This window comes from Caulobacter segnis (assembly GCF_019931575.1).
Classification (GTDB): domain Bacteria; phylum Pseudomonadota; class Alphaproteobacteria; order Caulobacterales; family Caulobacteraceae; genus Caulobacter; species Caulobacter segnis_C.
Genome location: NZ_CP082923.1, coordinates 3,035,947 through 3,054,462 on the forward strand (window position 1 = coordinate 3,035,947; position 18,516 = coordinate 3,054,462).

Annotated in this window: 10 protein-coding genes; 3 read left to right on the top strand and 7 right to left on the bottom strand. The window is 67.4% G+C overall.

Going from position 1 to position 18,516, the window contains the following annotated elements; genetic code table 11:
• The first annotated feature begins 5 nt into the window (after positions 1-5).
• Both K8940_RS13890 and K8940_RS13895 read left to right on the top strand, forming a co-directional pair.
• Complete coding sequence (locus K8940_RS13890; RefSeq protein WP_223390549.1) at positions 6-2,816, top strand: TonB-dependent receptor; 2,811 nt, start codon at positions 6-8, stop codon at positions 2,814-2,816.
• A 190-nt stretch (positions 2,817-3,006) separates the two neighbouring features.
• Positions 3,007-4,212 carry an ROK family transcriptional regulator gene (locus K8940_RS13895; RefSeq protein WP_223390550.1) on the top strand — a complete coding sequence of 402 codons (1,206 nt, stop codon included), beginning with the start codon at positions 3,007-3,009 and terminating at the stop codon, positions 4,210-4,212.
• Here the strand turns inward: K8940_RS13895 and K8940_RS13900 are convergent.
• The 5 genes from K8940_RS13900 to K8940_RS13920 all read right to left on the bottom strand — a co-directional run bounded on the left by K8940_RS13900 (position 4,209) and on the right by K8940_RS13920 (position 12,503).
• Positions 4,209-5,117 carry an ROK family protein gene (locus K8940_RS13900; RefSeq protein ID WP_223390551.1) on the bottom strand — a complete coding sequence of 303 codons (909 nt, stop codon included), beginning with the start codon at positions 5,115-5,117 and terminating at the stop codon, positions 4,209-4,211. The genes K8940_RS13895 and K8940_RS13900 overlap by 4 nt on opposite strands.
• Before the next feature lie 94 nt (positions 5,118-5,211).
• Positions 5,212-6,417 (bottom strand): alpha-galactosidase, encoded by a 1,206-nt coding sequence (locus tag K8940_RS13905; RefSeq protein WP_223390552.1) that lies wholly within the window; start codon positions 6,415-6,417, stop codon positions 5,212-5,214.
• Positions 6,398-7,957 carry a tryptophan halogenase family protein gene (locus tag K8940_RS13910; RefSeq protein WP_223390553.1) on the bottom strand — a complete coding sequence of 520 codons (1,560 nt, stop codon included), beginning with the start codon at positions 7,955-7,957 and terminating at the stop codon, positions 6,398-6,400. The genes K8940_RS13905 and K8940_RS13910 overlap by 20 nt, the downstream gene beginning before the upstream one ends.
• A 96-nt stretch (positions 7,958-8,053) precedes the next feature.
• The gene (locus tag K8940_RS13915; protein WP_223390554.1) at positions 8,054-11,296 is read right to left on the bottom strand and encodes a TonB-dependent receptor; all 3,243 of its coding nucleotides are present in this window, start codon (positions 11,294-11,296) and stop codon (positions 8,054-8,056) included.
• A gap of 895 nt (positions 11,297-12,191) precedes the next feature.
• A complete protein-coding gene (locus K8940_RS13920) occupies positions 12,192-12,503 on the bottom strand; it encodes a hypothetical protein (RefSeq protein ID WP_223390555.1) in 312 nt (103 codons plus the stop codon).
• Between the two features lie 272 nt (positions 12,504-12,775).
• On the opposite strand from K8940_RS13920, the gene K8940_RS13925 reads away from it, so the two are divergent.
• On the top strand, positions 12,776-13,489 hold the full coding sequence (locus K8940_RS13925) for a glutathione S-transferase (RefSeq protein WP_223390556.1): 714 nt from the start codon (positions 12,776-12,778) through the stop codon (positions 13,487-13,489).
• Positions 13,490-13,528: 39 nt separating this feature from the next.
• On the opposite strand, the gene K8940_RS13930 is transcribed toward K8940_RS13925, so the two are convergent.
• Together K8940_RS13930 and K8940_RS13935 are read right to left on the bottom strand one after the other, a co-directional pair.
• The gene (locus K8940_RS13930; RefSeq protein ID WP_223390557.1) at positions 13,529-15,847 is read right to left on the bottom strand and encodes a TonB-dependent receptor; all 2,319 of its coding nucleotides are present in this window, start codon (positions 15,845-15,847) and stop codon (positions 13,529-13,531) included.
• Between the two features lie 103 nt (positions 15,848-15,950).
• The gene (locus K8940_RS13935; protein WP_223390558.1) at positions 15,951-18,479 is read right to left on the bottom strand and encodes a TonB-dependent receptor domain-containing protein; all 2,529 of its coding nucleotides are present in this window, start codon (positions 18,477-18,479) and stop codon (positions 15,951-15,953) included.
• Positions 18,480-18,516 lie beyond the last annotated feature (37 nt).

Consider the following 18,516-nt stretch of genomic DNA (forward strand, 5'->3'; position numbering starts at 1 on the left):
CGCGCATGCGGGCACTGGGAGGGATGATGTCGACCAACCACAAACCCGCTGTGCGCGCCGTTCTGGCGTTGAGCGCCTCGGCCCTGGCTCTGACGCTGGCCGGCGCGGCCGCCGCGCAGGACGCCGCTCCGGCGCCCGCCGCCGACGAGGTCGAGGCCGTCGTCGTCACCGGCTTCCGCGCCAGCCTGCAGAGCGCGATGAACCTCAAGCGCAACTCGAGCGGCGTCGTCGACGCCATCAAGGCCGAAGACATCGCCCAGTTCCCTGACCTGAACCTGGCTGAATCGCTGCAGCGCATCCCCGGCGTCTCGATCTCGCGCATCAACGGCGAAGGCCGCCAGATCACCGTGCGCGGCCTGGGCTCGGAATACACCCGCGTCCGCATCAACGGCATGGAGGCCATCTCCACCACCGGCGGCACCGCCAACAGCGGCGGCACCAACCGCGGCCGCGGCTTCGACTTCAACGTCTTCGCGTCGGATCTCTTCAACAGCATCGCGGTGCGCAAGACCGCCTCGGCCGACGTCGAGGAAGGCTCGCTGGGCGCCACGGTCGACCTGAACACCTCGCGCGCCTTCGACAGCCGCAAGCCCCAGCTCGTGCTGTCCGCCGGCGCCAGCTACAACGACCTGGCCGAAAAGACGACGCCGCGCGTCTCGGCCCTAGCCAGCCGCACCTTCTTCGACGGCAAGCTGGGCGTCCTGATCTCGGCCGCCTACGAAGAGCGCCACCTCAAGGAAGAAGGCGCCAACATCACCCGCTGGTCCACCGGCGGCAGCAACGGCGGCTTCAACGCCGCCTCGACGATCCCGGGCTACACGATCGCCCAGATCAACGAGACCGACACGACCAAGGCCATCTTCGCCCCGCGCATCCCGGCCTATGTCAGCTACGACATCAAGAACAAGCGCACGGGCCTGGCCGGCTCGCTGCAATACAAGCCGGACGCCAACACCGAGATCAACTTCGACGCCCTGTACGCCTATCTGGCCGGCGTGCGGAAGGAAGCCCAACTGCAGGCCATCGGCCTGTCGCGCGCCACCACCGGCAAGCCGCAGACCATCATCCGCGACGGCGTCGTCGAGAACGGCAATCTCGTCTACGCCCGCATGGACAATGTCGATCTGCGCACCCAGTCGGCCTATGACGAGCTGAACACCGAGTTCAAGCAGTTCACCCTGTCGGCCAAGCACAACTTCGGCGACCGCGTGGTGGTCGGCGCCCTGGCGGGCTACGCGGACTCAACCTTCACCCAGCCGGTCTCGACGATCGTCACCTTCGATCGGGCCAACAGCGCCAACTACGTCTACGATTTCCGCAAGGGCCGCGCCCCGCAGATCCTGCTGAACTTCGACGCCACCGATCCGGCCAACTGGTCGGCGATCAATGGCACCTCGGAAGTCCGCATCCGCCCGACCTTCGTCGAGAACCAGTTCTCGACCGCCAAGATCTACGGCGAGTGGGAAGCCAACCAGAACCTGAAGCTCAAGGCCGGCGTCGACTGGCGCAAGTTCGAGTACGACAGCTACGGCCTGTACCGGACCACCGAGACCGTCAGCCAGACCCTGACCCCCGCCGAGCTGGCCTCGGTCTCCAAGGTGTTCAGCGGCTTCGGCAAGGGCCTGGACATGCCGGCCGGCAACGCCACCGCCTGGCTGGTGCCCGACATCGACAAGTACGCCGCCCTGCTGAACATCTACAGCAACACCGGCATCTACGCCCTGACCGGCACCAACAACACCTCGGCCCGCGGCCAGTACGGCGCCGTCGAGGAGCAGGACACCGGCGCCTACGTCCAGGCCGAGTTCCGTTTCGAGGCGCTGGGCCTGCCCTTCCGCGGCGACGCCGGCGTTCGTCGCGTCCACACCGAGCAGGAGTCGGCCGGCTACGCCGCCGTCGCCGGCGTGATCCAGCGCGTCGACGTCAAGCGCGACTACGACCTGACCCTGCCGTCGTTCAACATCGCCGCCGACGTCACCGACACCTTCGTGGCCCGCTTCAGCGCCGCCAAGACGATCGCCCGCCCGGGCATCGGCTCGCTGGCGCCTGGCGGCGACGTGTCGGTGCAGGGTTCGAACCGCAGCTACAGCTCGGGCAACCCGTACCTGAACCCGACCCAGTCCAAGAACATCGACGTCTCGCTGGAGTGGTATCCGGCCTCGGGCACGATGTTCGCCGCGGGCTTCTTCTACAAGAAGATCGACACCTTCGTCGCCAATCTGAGCGAGTCTCGCGTCTACAACACCCTGGGCCTGCCGGACTCGCTGATCGCCGGCACCACCGCCACGCCCGACATGGTGTTTCAGGTCTCCAAGCCGATGAACACCAAGGGCGGCGATCTGAAGGGCTTCGAGCTGAACGCCCAGCAGCCCTTCACCTTCCTGCCGGGCTGGCTGAGCCACTTCGGCGTCATCGCCAACTACACCTACGTCGCCTCCAAGATCGAATACCCGACCACGACGACGGCGGGCGGCCCCGTCATGATCGAGGACCTGATCGGCCTGTCGAAGCATGCCGCCAACGCCACGCTCTACTACGAAACCCCGAAGTGGAGCGTCCGCGGTTCGCTGGCCTATCGCGGCGGCTACCTGACCCAGGTTCCGGCCAGCGACAACAACCTCATCGCCGGCACCAACTCGACCTTGAACGTCGACATGCAGGCCAGCTGGAACATCCGCGACAACCTGAAGCTCTCGGTCGAGGGCGTGAACCTGACCGACGAGTTCAACGACCAGTACGTCGGCTACACCGACCGCCTGAACGTCTACACCCACAGCGGACGCCAGTTCATCGTCGGCCTCCGCTACAACTTCTAGGCCTCCTACTGCCGGTTTCTAGGCGTCCTTCCACTACCCCCCGCCTAGACATCCTCGCGCCGTCCCCACCTCCCGGGGGCGGCGCGTTTTTCTTTGGTGTTCCGGCGCTTATCGAAAACAAAAACAAATCGGCTTTTCTTAAATCCCTTCCGGATGGTATCGCTTCCAATACCAGGGAGTGCGCTCGGCCATGCTCGACGAGACCAACCGGCGGTCGCGCCAATCGCATGACCGCGCCAGCTTGTCCGGCACCAACATCGAGCGCGCTGGCGACTACAATCAGCGCGTGGCGCTGCAGTCCATCCGGGTCGGCCTGGCCAAGACCAAGCAGGAGGTCGCCGGCTATACCGGCCTGACCGTCCCCGCCGTCACCAACATCACCAACCGTCTGCTGGACGAGGGCCTGATCGTCGAGGCGGGCAAGCTGCACGGCCATCGCGGCCAGCCGGCCATGACCTTCACGGTCAATCCGGACGGCTGCTATTCGATCGGGCTGAACATCGACCGCGACCACGTCACGGTCGTCCTGCTGGATCTGGCCGGCCAAGTGCGCGCCCGCGCCACCCGCGAGGTCGCCTTCGCCGGCCCCGAGGAAGTCGCGGCGTTCTTCGACCAGCACGCCAGGGCCTTCCGCAAGCTCAAGGGCGTCCAGGCCGATCGCATCATCGGCGTCGGCGTGGCCGTGCCCGACGACCTGGCCAAGACCGACCTGCCCAATCGCCCCGCCGCCTACGAGGCCTGGAACACCGTCGAGCTGCGCGCCCTGCTCTCACGCGCCCACGACTGGCCGATCACGGTCGAGAACGACGCCGCCGCCGCCGCCCTCGGCGAGCTGCACTTCGGCCACGGCATGCGCAACCGCAGCTTCTTCTACATGCTGGTCAGCTCGGGCCTGGGCGGCGGCCTGGTGATCGACGGCGAGTACTTCCGGGGCGCGCACGGCCGCAGCGGCGAACTGGGCTTCCTGCCCACCGACCCGTCGGGCGAGGCGACGCTGGAGGACTTCTTCTCGCTGTCGTCGCTGTACGAGGCGCTGGGCGACCTGGCGCCAAGCGAGCCGTCGGAACTGGGCGGCCTGGCGCCGGAGGCCCTGGGCCGGATCGACGCCTGGCTGGACCAGGCCGCCGAACGTCTCTGCGATCCGCTGGTTTCGATCAGCTGCCTGATCGATCCGCAGGCCGTGTTCATCGGCGGTCGCCTGCCCGGTCCGCTGATCGACCGGTTGGCCCAGGCGGTGAACGACAAGCTGGCCGCCCGCCGCCTGGCCCTGACCATGGCCCCGGTCCGCCGCGCGGCCCTGTCCACGGACGCCCCGGCCATGGGCGCGGCGATCATCCCGATCATCGCCCGCCACCTGCCCTCGCGCTCGGCCCTGCGGACGATCGATCAGCTTTAGGCGAGCTCGCCCGGCGACCACAGGCGCGCCGCGCCGCGAACGCCCGAGCTGTCGCCCCAGCGGGCCGGCGCGATCCTGGCCGACCAGCCATCCGAGAAGACGCGCGGCGCGATGACGCCCGGCAGGCGTTCGTACAGCGCCTCGACGTTCGAGAGCCCGCCACCCAGGACGAAGACGTCCGGGTCGACGATGTTGCCGATCACCGCCATGGCCCGCCCGAGCCGGTCGACCAGGCGGTCGAAGGCGGCGGCGGCTTCGGGCTCGCCGGCCAGGGCCGCCGCGACAATCTCGGGTCCATCCAGCTCCCGGCCCGTTCGGGCCTTGAAGTCGCGGCGCAGGCCGGTGCCCGACGCCCAGGTCTCCAGGCAGCCCTTCTGGCCGCACCAGCATTGCGGGCCGGGCGACTCCTCGGGTTCGGGCCAGGGCAGCGGCATGTGGCCCCACTCGCCCGCCACGCCGTCGCCGCCCTCGACCAGCCGTCCGTCGACGACCAGGCCGCCGCCGCAGCCCGTGCCCAGGATGATGGCGAAGGTCACATGGGCGCCGGCCGCCGCGCCGTCGGCGGCCTCGGACAGGGCCAGGCAGTTGGCGTCGTTGGCCAGCCGGACGGGACGCTCCAGCGCCTTGGACAGATCCTCGCGGAAGGGGCGGCCGTTCAGATAGACCGCGTTGGCGTTGCGCATGACCCCTGTGCGCGGCGAAACCGATCCCGGCGCGCCCACGCCCACAGTGGCCCGCTCACCCGTCTGCGCCTCGATCCGCTCGACCAGGTCGCGGACGGCGGCCAGGGCGGTGTCATAGCTGGCCGGGGTGGGCGTCCTCAGCCGGGCGACGATCTGTCCGTCGGGCGCCAGGGCGGCCGCCTCGATCTTGGTTCCGCCAAAGTCGACACCGATTTGAATCACGTCTGCACTCGATTTCCGCTGTCGGGGCGCGCCCCTGGGGGCCCGCGTGGATGCAAGGACGCGCCCCTCCCCCGAGGCGCGCGGATTGAGGGAACTAGGGGGTGATGGTGACCATCACGACGCCATGCGACGGCGCGGTCGCGGTGAGGCGGCCCTTCATCGGACCCAGGTCCTTGTGAGCCCACAGGTCGCGGACCCTGGCGTTCAGCGTCGCGGGATAGCCCAGCTCGGTCCAGTCCACCGAGATCGACTTGGCCTCGGCCCCGCGGTTGAACAGGATCACCGCCCGGCTGCCGTCGGCCAAGGGCTTGGACCAGACCTCGAGGTCGCCATCGTCGCGGACCCGGCGGCCCTGGACGCCCAGCCGGTCCTGGTTCACCGCGATGACCTCCGTGTTCAGCAGGATGTCGCGCGTGGCCTGGTCCATGTTGGCCACGTCATTGCCGGCGATCAGCGGCGCGGCCATCAGCGCCCACAGACTGAAGTGCGAGCGGTACTCGGTCGTCGTCAGACCGCCATTGCCGACCTCCAGCATGTCCGGGTCGTTCCAGTGGCCGGGGCCCGCGAACGGATGAAGCGGCTCGTTCAGGTCCAGGATCCGCAGGACGCCCAGGGCGTAGTCGTGCTTGCCGTCCCATTTGTCGGTGATGTCGCCGGTCGTGCGCCACAGGTTGCCGACCGCGCTGGCCCACAGCCACGGCTTGGCCGTGCCCCACTCGCACATGGAAAAGACGATGTCCCGGCCGGTCTCGCGCAGGGCGTCGGCCATCAGGGTGTAGGCTTCCTCGGCGTTGCGCGTGCCCGTCGCGCACCAGTCATACTTCAGATAGTCGACGCCCCAGGCGGCGTAGGTCTTGGCGTCCTGGAACTCGTGGCCCTGGCTGCCCGGACGCCCGCCGCAGGTCTTGCGGCCCGCGTCCGAATAGATGCCGAACTTCAGGCCCTTGGCATGGACATAGTCCGACAAAGCCTTGATGCCGCTCGGAAACCGCTTGGCGTCGTAGGTGATGAAGCCGTCCTCGTCGCGCGGGCCGTGCCAGCAGTCGTCGATCACCACGTACTGATAGCCGGCCTCCTTCATGCCGTTGCCGGCCATGGCGTCGGCCACGCGGCGCACCGTCGCCTCGTCGATCTCGCAGGCGAACTTGTTCCAGCTGTTCCAGCCCATCGGCGGGGTCTGGGCCAGGCCGTTGGCGACACGCGGCGGCGGCTCCTGGTCGGCGGCGAACGTCGCGGCCGGCAAGGCCAGGGCCACGGCGGCCAGCATGGCGATCAGGCGCTCAGACGGCCTGGGGAGCATCGACTTTTCCTTTGTTGGGATCGGGCGCGGCGGCGCGTTCGAGCACGCTGGCGTGGGTTGGCATGCGGTCGGCGGCCTGGCGGCAGGCGATGCGGACATGCTGCAGCCGCTCGGCCACGGCGCGCTCGTCCATCAGGTCGGCCAGCGGATCGTAGCTCTCGGGCTCCCCGCCCTGCCCGATCATGATCGCCAGCCAGTTCGGCTCCTGGAAGATGGTCTGGTTGGGGAAGATCGTCGCGCCGCGCGTGCGGAACAGTTCCATCTTGAGCTTCAGCGAGTCCGGGATGGCCATGTGCCGCATCCGGTCCCACAGCGGTTCGCCGACGCGGCGGTTGGCGTGGTAGTGGTAGATCAGGAAATCCCGGATCTGCTCCATCTCCTCGCCCATGATCTGGTTGTAGAGCGTGGCGACGGCCGGATCGTTCTTGGCGCGCGGGAAGCTGCCGGCCAGCTTGATCAGGCCGTGCTGGATCAGGTGGATCGAGGTCGATTCCAGCGGCTCCAGGAAGCCGCTCGACAGGCCGATGGCGGCGCAGTTCTTGAAGCGCGACTGCTTGCGCCGCCCGGTGGTGAACCGCAGGAAGCGCGGATCGGCCAGGACCTTGTTGTCTGGATGCTCGGCCTCGAGCTTGGCCAGCAGCGTCCCCGCCGCCTCGTCGTCGCTGATGTAGTCGCTGACATAGACGTAGCCGTTGCCGGTGCGGTGCTGCAGCGGGATGCGCCAGCGCCAGCCGGCCTTGTCGGCGGTGGCCCGGGTATACGGGATGGGATCCTGGAAGCGGGCCGACGGCACGGCCACGGCGCGGTTGGCCGGCAGGAACTCCGACCAGTCGTCGTAGCCCACGCCCAGCGCGTCGCCGATCACCAGCCCGCGGAAGCCCGAGCAGTCGATGAAGAAGTCGCCCTCCAGCGTCTCGCCGTCGTCGAGCGTCAGGGAGGCGACGGTTCCGTCCAGCGGATCCAGGTTCACACCCCGGATGGTGCGTTCCAGCCGCCGAACGCCCCGGCTCTCAGCCACCTCGCGCAGCAGCTTGGCGTAGAGCGAGGCGTCGAAGTGATAGGCGTGGGCCATGGCCGCGCGGGGATCGCGCGGATCCTCGACGCGCCAGTCGAACTTGCCGGCCTTGGCCGCCACGCAGCTGAGCGAGAATTCGGAGAGCTCGGCCTTGTAGCCCAGCTTGCGCGCCCGCAGCCAATAGGCGTGGAACGAGACCCCCTCCATCGGCGGGCCATAGTTGCCGAACGGATGGATGTAGGCGTCGCCGGGATCGCCCCAGCCGACGAACTCGATCCCCAGCTTGTAGGTCCCTTGCGTGGACGACAGCATCCGCCGCTCGTCGACGCCCACCACCTGGTTGAAGAAGGTGATCGGCGGAATGGTCGCCTCGCCCACCCCGACCGTGCCGATCTCGGCGGACTCCACCAGGGTGATCCGCATCTGGTGCGGCGCATAGACCTTGGAAAAGAAGGCGGCGGACATCCAGCCGGCCGTCCCCCCGCCCACGATCACCAGGTGTGAAATCTTTCCCGTGTCTTCCATCCCGCCCTCTCCGGATGCCCCGTCTTGTGCGAACCCCGCCGACGCGACCGCCGGCGGGGCTCTGGGCCGGAGCATGACCCCGGCCTTCGTGAGAGGCTAGAACGTCCCGCGGATGATGAACGAGACGCGACGGTCGCTGACCGTCCAGCTGTGGGTGCGGACAAGGGATTTCGAGAAGTTGCCCTGGGTGCCCAGGTACCAGGAATCCCGCTGGTCCATCTCGAGCTCGTAGCGCGAGTTCAGGAGGTTCACGGCCTGCACCCCGATCTTCACCTGGGGCGTCAGCGCGTAGGTCACCGACCCGTCCAGCTGGCCGTACGCCTTGGCGTAGACCGGCACCATCAGGTTCGAGGCCGAGGCGCTCATCAGGTAGCGCGAGCGCCAGTTGTAGGCCAGGCGCGCGTCGATGCCGTACTTACTGTAGAGCGCCGTCGCGTTGTAGGTGTAGCGCGACAGCTGCTCCAGAGGCAGGTCCAGCTTCGAGGCGTTGATCTGCGACGCGTCCGTGGTGCTGCTGGACACGTTCTGCGTGCCCTTGCTGTCCAGGATCGTGGCGTTGAATTCCGTGCCCAGGCCGCCGAAGGGGCCGGGCAGGAAGTCGTAGTACTGCTGGTACTGGAACTCGACGCCGTAGATTTTGCCGTGGCCCATGTTCTGCGGGACGGTGCCGACGGCCTGCACCGTGCTGCCATTGGACGTCGCGATATTCAGCACCGTCGGCGTGGACTGGATGTAGTCGTACACGTCCTTCTTGAAGGCGCCGACCGCCAGCATGCCGCCGCGGAAATACCACTCGCCCGACAGGTCGAATGAGTTGGCCCGCATGGGCTTGAGGTTCGGATTGCCCCCGTAGAACCCGAAGGCGACATCGGTATGGTACTGGACGGCCGACCCTGAAGCCGCCGCCGCATTCAACTCGGCCTGGGTATAGGCGACCCCGGTTTGCTGATTGATGATGCCGTCGGCCACGACGGCGGGGCGCGATTGCAGAGTGCCCGACACCGACATCGACGGATCCAGCTGGTTGAAGTCCGGCCGGACGATGTTCTTGGACGCCGCGAAGCGCACGAACACGTTCTGCTTGGCCTTCAGGCGCAGGTTCAAGCTGGGCAGCACGTCGGTGTATTCGGTGCCGCCGGTCGTGGTGAAGGCCCGACCGTCGGCATAGGTGATCTTGGTCGCGGCGGTGGTGGAGGCGAACCGTCGCTGGCTTTGATCGATCAGGTTGATCGTGCCGAACCCGTTGGCGTCGGTCTTGGTCCTGACGACACGCAGGCCGAAGTTGCCGTCCCAGCTCATGCCCTCGTCGCCCCACGAGAACGGCAGGTCGGTTCCGAAGCGGACCTTGCCGTAGACCGAGGCGGTGTCTTCCCACTGGCGATTGACGCCGCGGCCACCGGTGTTGGTGAAGCTGGTGTGCACGTCGCCCAACGGCTGCCAGTAGCTGATGCTGCCGGTCGGCGCGGCCCAGATGGGCATGTAGCTCATCAGGGTGCCCTGGGTGAACGGGCTGTAGGAGCCGCCCGCCGGCGACCAGGTCGGGATCGTGCCGTTCGGACCGCCCGGCGGATAGTAGCCGTATTCCCCGTCGGTATAGGCCGGGCCGCCGCCCGGGATCGGGCCGTTCCAGACCACCTTGTTCAGGTAGTCGTAGAGCGCCGTCGGGCTTTTGGCCAAGTCGAACGCCGGCATGATCAGCGCGGGAACGGACAGGTCGCCCTTGAAGAAGTTGTCGAAGCTGACCTTGTCCTGGTGCTGGGTGTACTTGTCGGCCGTCGCGGTCACCCGCGTGGCCCATGGCGCCGAGATCAGGTTCCAGTTGTAGGCGGTGTCCCGCGAGGTGGCGTCGCGCGACGTGGCCCGCACGCCCAGCTTGATATCCTTGATGAACTTGTCGTCATCGAACGAATAGATCGCGTCGAACTTGCCCGAATATTCGCGGGCGTCGTTGTCGTCGATGTGGTCCATCGCGGCGTACAGGTTGAACGCCGACGGGGTGTTCGTGACGTTGGCCATGGTGATCTTCGGCAGTTCGCCGGTCAGATCCAGGCCGAAGCCGCCGTTCAGGGTGACGGTGTTGTAGACCGTCAGGTCGGTGCTGCCACGGTGCGAATAGACGTACTGCAGGTCGCCGCTGACCAGCCAATGGTCATTCGACCATTTGAAGCCGGCCGAGATGTCGTTGGTGTTGTCCTTCACCACGCCGTAGCGGGTGCCCAGGTTCAGCAGGAACGAATTGGCCACGCCGTTGCCGCCGCCGCCCCCGTCGACCAGTTGGCCTTTCAGGAAATTGCCGTCGCTGTCGAAGGTGAACGACGTGCCGGTCGCCGGCCCCACCACGAACGACTGGTTGTTGGTCGCCGAACAGCAGGCCGAGGTCTGGGCGAAGCGGTCCTGAAAGGTCTGCTTGGCCTCGGTGCGGAACAGGGTGGTATAGAGCTCCAGGCTGTCGTTCGGCCGCCATTGGAAGGCGGCGTAGTAGCCTTTGCGGTCACGGTCCTGCTCGTTGTTGCGGTACTGGACGCCGACCGGCACGAAGACCCGGCTTTTGCCCTGGCCCGCGATCGAGTTGTCGCCGTTGAAGTTCAGCGTCGCGCCGCCGTCGTAGGACGACTGCACGCCCACGCCGTGGGCGTTGTACGGGTCGACCGCGATCGTGTTGACGGCCGTCTTCAGCTTCGAGTTGGACACGCTGACCAGCGCGCCGAACTCGCCCCAGTTGGTCTGGAAGCGGTCGCTGAGCAGGATGCTGCCCGAGGGCGTCCCCGCCTTGCGCAGGTCGCCACGCGTGTAGTCGGCCGAAAAGGCCATCTGGCGGCCCGCCTGGTCGAACGGCATGCGCGTGCGCAGGTTCACCGTGCCGCCCAGGCCGCCCTCGACGATGTCAGCCGACGGGTTCTTGTAGACGTCGACGCCGGCGAACAGCTCGGGCGTGACGTCCTCCCACGAGATGGCGCGACCGCCCCGGGCCGAGAACATGTCGCGGCCGTTCAGCTCCGAGCGAACCCAGGTCAGGCCCCGGATCTGGATGCCCGAGCCCTCGGCATTCAGGCGATCGACGTCGCGGGGCTGGTTGGTGCGGCCGATGGTGACTCCGGGAACGCGCTGCAGCGCCTCGGTCACCGATCGGTCCGGCAGGCCGCCGATGTCGACGGCGGTGATCGAGTCGACGATCTCCTCGGAGTTCCTCTTCAGGTCCTGAGCCGATTGGATGGCCTTGCGCTGGCCGACGACGACGACCTCCTCGACAGCGCTGTCTTTGTCAGCAGTCGTTTGAGCCTGCGCAGTAGCCCCCCACCCGCCAGACATCACCGAGGCCGCCGCGGAGGCCAACAGCATGCATTTCCGATTTAGAAAATTCACGTTCCCTCTCCCTGTGATGGTCCGCTCGGCCAAGGGCTGATCGAGCGGCCTCGCCGTCCGCGCCACGTTTCCTGACAGCAGGTGTCAGGCCGCAGCGTCAGCGGCATATTTTATTTAATATGGTTTATTTAACCGGCTCGCATTTATCGTACAAGATGCAATTTGCGATAGACGCGGACGTTATTCGACGGGGCCGGTGTGTCCGTCGCAGAAGGTCGGCTTTCGACCCATGGCGGACGTTCACGACTTGAGGCACGATCGGCTTATGCGTGATTATCTGGCTCTGGTCGGTTGCATGCTAGTGGTCACTTCGGCCACGGCAATTTCAGCTGCGCAGGAAGGCGCGAGGCTGAGGGCAATCTTCGGCGCTACCGATTATTTGCCTCTTCGTGTTCCCAGAACCAAAGCAGCAGACTATGTGCGGGAGGGGGAGCGCGTCGTTCCTGCCGCGATCAAACGTTGCGGCGGACGAGACTTACGATACCGCGCGGCGACTGACGGCGCAGCGGCGGTCGAATTCATGTCGTCGATGCCGCTCCCTCGGGTAAGGGACTGCATGGGGAAGGTTCTTCCGCAGGTTTCCATCGAACCAGCCTCTCAACACTAGGTCCGCTCCCCACCCACAGCGGACCTTGCGCGAGATTCAGCTCCACTTATGGTTGAGCGACGAGCCTATCGTCTTCTTCGTCATACGCCATGTGCTGGAGAAGCGGTTCACAGGATTCAAATTAGTCGTTGAGCGTGGAGTCGATAACGGCCCCTAACCACCCTAGTCGGACGCCCCTGCCCCCTTCCCTAAGCCCCGGAACGACAAAACCCCCGTCGACAGAGCCGACGGGGGTTTCTGTTGATGACGCTTAAGCGTGGAAGCTTACGCGCCGCCCGGGAAGCGGAAGGGAACCTTCACCGAACCGGTCTTGGCGCCCATCGGCAGCTTCTCGGCGATGCACATGGCGGCCTTGTCGAAACCCTTGCCCGCTGCGCTGTTGTCCACGACCTTGCAGTCCGACAGCTTGCCGGCGTCCGCCGTGCATTCCAGCATCACCTGGGCGGCGTCGCGCGTGTTGGCGAACTGCTGCAGGCAGCGGCCCATCTGGTCTTCGAAGCCGCCCGCGGCCGAAGCGGCCTGAGCCACGAAGAAGCTGCCAGCGAGACCCGCGGCGAAAGCGATCGAGAGTTTCATACCCACCCGTTCCTATTGGTTCTGAAGAACAAAACTGATGGGAGCTTTCTCGCACGCGCGTCCTAAGGAACAGCCAAGGTTCGCGGTTAATCATTTTTGAAAATGGTGAATGGTCCGATGCCTGACGATGTTCTCTCGGGCGCCTTCACGCCCCGCCCGGCTTGGGTATCGGCCCCTTTCTCCAGACGTATTAAGACTACCGACGCCCCAACTTAGGCTGAACAGGCATTGGACCGGCACGTTGTTGTCGGACGCCCGTCGAGGAGCCTTCCATGTCCGACTATGAGCTCTACTACTGGTCCGCGCCGTTTCGCGGCCAGTTCGTGCGCGCCGTCCTGGCCCATGCCGGCAAGACCTGGACGGAAGGCGGCGACACCGAGATCACCAGGCTGATGGCGCTGTCGGCCAGCGAAATGCCGGCGCCCTTCATGGGCCCGCCCCTGCTGATCGATCGGAAGGCGGACTTCGCCATCGCGCAGACGTCCGCGATCATCCTGTATCTGGGCGAGACGCTGGACCTGCTGCCGGCCTCCCCCGCCCTGCGCGCCCTGACCATGAAGGTGGTGAACGACGCCAACGACGTGATCGACGAGATCACCCTGGACGGCGGTCGCCAGATGTGGACAGCGGCGCGCTGGCGCGACTTCGTCCCGCGCCTGAAGAAGTGGATGTCGTTCTGGGAGGAAACGGGTCGCCGTCACGGCCTGGAGAAGGCGTCCGGCTTTCTGCTGGGCGGCGACGCGACCGGGATCGCCCCAGGGATCGCCGATGTCGTCACGGCGACCCTGTGGTCGACCATGACCGAACGCTTCGGCGCGATCGGGAAGATCCTGGAGGAAACCGCCCCGATGACCGCCGCCTTGAGCCGGCGGGTCTATGAGCTGCCGTCGCTGGCCAGGCTGGCCGCCCGGGCGCGGGAAGACTATGGCGACGTCTATTGCGGCGGCCAGATCGAGGCCTCGCTGCGCAAGGTCCTGGACGCCTAGGGTGGCGGACGGCCGCGAGAGGCCGCCCGCCGTCTGGTCCTAGAAGCGCTTGCGAACCTGGAAACCGACCGTGCGCGGATTGATGCTCACGACCTGCTTGGCGTTGTTCACCGCCGAGGTCACGCTCATCAGCCCGACCTCGTCGGTGACGTTGTTGATGAACAGGTAAGCCCCCCAGTCGGCGCCTTCGACGCCGCCGCGCAGGTTGGCGTAACCGTAGTCGCCCTGCTTCTCGTAGTAGACGTAGGTCGGGCGGAACTGCGAGGCGGACTCGCCGACATAGGCGTAGTCGGCCCGGATCAGGCCGTTCAGGTCGCCCTTGAGCGGCCAGGTGTATTCAGCCGAGGCCGAGCCGCTGAAGTCGGCGACGTTCGGGAACTTGTCGCCGGTCAGGCCCGTCGAGCCGGTGATCAGGATCGTCGAGTTGGCCTGGTCCTCGGTCAGCTTGGCGTCGACCCAGGCGGCCGTGGCCTGCAGGGTCAGGCCGCGCATCGGACGGGCGATGGCCTCGACCTCGAAGCCCTTGATCCGCGCCTTGCCGGCGTTGGTCAGGTAGCTGAAGGCCCCGTTGGCGCTGGTGGCCGAGATCTGCATGTTCGACCAGTCGATCTGATAGGCCGCCGCATTCAGGGTCAGGCGACGATCGAACCACTGGCTCTTGATGCCCGTCTCGTAGTTCCACAGGCTGTCGGGCTGATAGGCCAGCAGGGCGCTGGCCAGGCCCGGGACGTTGTTGGCGCCGCCGGGACGGAAGCCCTTGGCCGCCAGGCCGTAGACCATGATGTCCGAGGTGACCTGGTAGCTGGCGTTGAACTTGCTGACCCAGCCGTCGGCGCTGGCGTCGACCGAGGCGGCCGGACCGACGTACGATTGGGTGATGAAGTTGCTGATCAGGACCTGGCCCGAGACGGTCTTGTCGTACTTGAAGCGACGGACACCGGCGGTCAGGGTCAGCTTCTCGATCGGCTTGTAGGCCACTTCACCGAAGAAGGCGGTCTGCTTGGTGTCCGTGCCGACGTGGCGCCAGGCGGTCAGGTCGTTGGGGTTGATGACGCCGGTCGTGGCGTCGCCCTTGGCCACCTTGCTCTCGATATAGTCCTCGCGCTTTTCGAGATAGGCGCCGGCCGTCCAGTTGACCTTGTCCTCGAACAGCGAGCCGGTCATGCGCAACTCGTGGTTCCACGAGGTCAGGCCCATCGGCTGGTAGAGCGCGCCCGGGGTCCGGCTGTCGGCGTAGGCGGTGTAGGCCGTCAGTTGCGTCGACGTACAGGCCGGGTTGGTGGAGCCCGTCGCGGCCGGACCGCCGGCGACCCAGTTGCGGCACGAGGTGGCGTTGGCGCGGCTGCCCGACAGGGTCGGGCTGTAGTCGGAGTTCCGCAGCAGCGTCCACTTGTAATAGGACGAGGTCGCCGTGACCGTGGCGAAGCTCAGGTTCCACTTACCCGTGACGTTGTACATGCGCAGATTATCGCTGGTCGGCGCGATGACGCGGGCGTTGGTCTTGTAGTCTTCCTTGCCCAGCGCCGGGTACCAGCTGTTCTGGCCGTCCAGGTTGGTCTTCTGGAACAGGCCAGAGGCGTTGATCGTCAGGTTCTCGGTGGGCGTGAAGCCCAGCATCAGGCGACCGCCGCTGGAGTGCTGGTCGTTGATGTCCTTCTTGTTGAGCAGGGCGTCGTCGACATAGCCGCCGCCCTCGGTCTTGTAGAGCACCAGGCGCGCGGCCAGCTTGTCCTCGATCAGCGGCACGTTGACCATGCCCTTCACCGAGTAGCCCGCGCTGCCGCCCTTGGTGTTGGTGCCCTGGGCCTCGACCGCGCCGGCGTAGCGGCTGCTGTCGGGCTTGTTGAGGATCACGCGCAGGGTGCCGCCCATCGAGCCCGAGCCGTACAGCGTGCCTTGAGGGCCGCGCAGCACCTCGACGCGCTCGGCGTCGAACAGGTTGACGTCGGCGCTGGTCGAGCTGGCGTCGGCCGTGGTGCCGGCCGGGCCGGTCAGCGGGGTTTCATCGTAGTAGAGGCCGACCGTGGCCTCGCCGGCGCTGCGCACCCCGCGCAGGGTCAGGCGGCGGCTGGTCGGCGAGTTGCCGTCGACCTGCAGGTTCGGGACGGTGCGGAAATAGTCCTGGATGCCGGAGGCGCCCAGCGCCTGCAGCGACTTCTCGGTCACGGCGCTGATGCTGATCGGCGTGGTCTGGACGGTGGTCGAGCGCTTCAGCGCGGTGACCACGACTTCCTCGATCGTGCCGGCGTCGGCGGGCTGGCTGGCGGCCTCCTGGGCGAAGGCGTGGCCAGCGGCCAGGCTGGTCATGGCGGTGGCGCCCAGGGCCAGGGCCCGAAGGCCTCGGAACTGCAGTCTCATTGTTGATCCCCTCTTGTCGGTCCGCTCGACGGCGGCCTGTAGGATCAGACGCAAGGCCGCGACGCTTCCTCATCGCGGCGCCGCGAAAAAGGCTGACGACGGATCAGAAATGGCGTTCGAGGGTCAGGCGGACCGTGCGCGGCGCCACGCCGAAATACTCGACGGGCCCGGACGTGTTGCGGGCGGCCGAGGCCCGACCGGCGCGGTCCAGCAGGTTCTCGACGGCGAGATCGGCGGTCCAGGCGTCGCTTTCCAGCCCCAGGCTCAGGCCGAACAGCGCGTAGCCGCCCATCTTCAGATAGTCGGCGTTGTCGGCGTTGAAGGCCGACCGCGCCAGGCCCGCATAGGAGCCATCCAGGCGCAGGCGACCGCTCAGCCCCTCGGCGATCGTCCAGCGGCGCTCCATCGAGGCGGCCGCGGCGAGCTTGGGCACGACCGGCAGGCGGTCGCCTTCCAGGCCCAGGCCGATCGCCGTGTTGGTGATCTGGTCGGCGGTCAGGCGCGCGTCGGTCAGGGTCAGACTCCCCGCGAAGTCCCAGCCCCAGACGCGCTGGGCGGTCGCCTCGACCTCCAGGCCGTGGATGCGCGCAGCCCCGATATTGGTGACGTAGGTGAAGGCGCGGTTCTGGGTCTGGGCCGCGTACTGCATGTCCGACCATTCGACGCGGTAGAGCGCGACATTGGCGGTGACCCGCCCGTCGGCGTTCTGGGCCTTCAGGCCCAGTTCGTAGTTGTTCAGGCGATCGGACCGATAGACCGCCAGCGTCTCAGGCAGTCCGGGCACGACGTTCACCCCGCCCGGCCGGAACCCCTGGGATACCTGGACATAGCCGAACACGTCGGGGCCGAACCGCCGGCTGGCCAGGGCCTTCAGGCTCCAGCCGCGCTCCTCCGTCCGCGCGTCGATGGCGTAGTCGGCCCAGGTCCCCGACACCACGTTGGCGATCTGCACCGCGCCCCGGTCGCGCTTGACATAGTCGAAGCGCCGCGCGCCCAGCGTCAGCTCGGTCTCCGGCGCGACGGCGTACGAGAGCTCGCCGAAGACGGCGCTCTGGGACAGGTGGTTCTCGATGTCGCGACGGCCGATCAGCACGGGCGGCTCGGTCAGGGCGCCGGTCTTCGGATCGACATGGCGGACCTGGCTGTCGATGTAGTCGCCCCGGACCTCGCTATAGGCCCCCAGGGTCCATTTCAGGGGCCCCTCGCCCACCGACGAGGCTCGCAGCTCGTGGATCTTCGCCGTCAGTTCGGCGGGCTGGTTCAGGATGGCCGGATAGACGCTGTCGACATAGGCCGAGTAGCTCGACATCTGGGTCTCGCCGCAGGCTTGGCTCAGCGAGAACATCCGCATGCAGCCGGCCGCGTTGGTCCGCTCGCCCAGCAGCACGCCGCTATAGTCGGACCGCCGCGTGAGGCGCCAGCGGTACCAGGACGACACCGCCGTCAGGTCCACCGCCTCGCCCCGCCATTTCAGCGTGGCCGACGCCAGGTCGATGTCGCCGTCGAACGGCGCGCGACCGGCATGGACCGTCCGCCACGGACCGGCCGTGTCGTTCCAGGCCGAGATGTCGTCGCGATGGCTGGTCTGGTGCGTGGCCGAGACCAAGGCCGAGAACGGCGACCCCGGCTCCCACAGCGCGGCCAGCCGCACGCCTTGCACGCGCGAGGCGTCGACATCTTTCAGGCCCAGACGGACATTGTCGATCACGCCGGGCTGATGCTGCTCATAGGCGCTCACGCGGACAGCGAAATGTTCCGGGACCACCACGGTGTTCAGCACCGCCGTCGCGCCGCCGGCCCGTCCGCCATGGGCGGTAGCGGACATCGAGGCGCCGACGGCGGCGAAGTCCTCCGACAGGTCCGGACGCCGGAATAGAATCCGCAGCGCCCCGCCCATGGCGCCCGAGCCGTAGAGCGTGCCCTGCGGTCCGCGCAGCAGTTCGATGCGGTCGACATCGACCAGCGCCAGCTCCGGCGCCATCACGCCGGGGTCGGCCGTGGTGCCGACCGGCCCGGTCATCGGCGTCTCGTCGTAATAGAGGCCCGTAGTCGCCTCGCCGGCGCCGTAGACGCCGCGCAGCACCAGCCGTCGCCCGAACGCGGTGGAGATCAGCTTCAGCCCCGGCAGCAGCGGCGAGGCCTGCTCCAGATCCAGAACGCCCAGGCGCGACAGCTGTTCGCCGGACACCACGGTCATGCTGATCGGGGTCTGCTGGACCAGGCTGGACCGCTTCAGCGCCGTGACGACCACCGAGTCGATGGCGGTCGGCTGCGGCGGCTGCGGCGGCGAAGACGACGACGCAGCGGCGCTCTCGGGCGCGGCCTCTCGCGGCGCGGGCACGACCAGGAAGCTCCGCCCCTCGAGACGCACGGTCAGTCCCGAATTCGCCAGCAGGCGCTCCAGGGCCGCCTCGGCGGTGAACACGCCGTTCAGGGGTGGACTGCGCTTGCCTCGCGTCAGGGCGGGCGAGAACAGGATTTCGCGATCGCTGCGCAGCGCCAGCTGGTTCAGCGCCTGGCTCAGCGGCTGGGCGGGAATGTCGAAACGATAGGCGACGCCGGGACGGCTGGGCGCGGCGCGCGCGGCGTCCGGCGGGCACGCGCCCACCGCGGCCGCGCAGAACAAGGCCAAGACGGCGCCGCGCCTCAACGACGCCCTCGACGCTCCG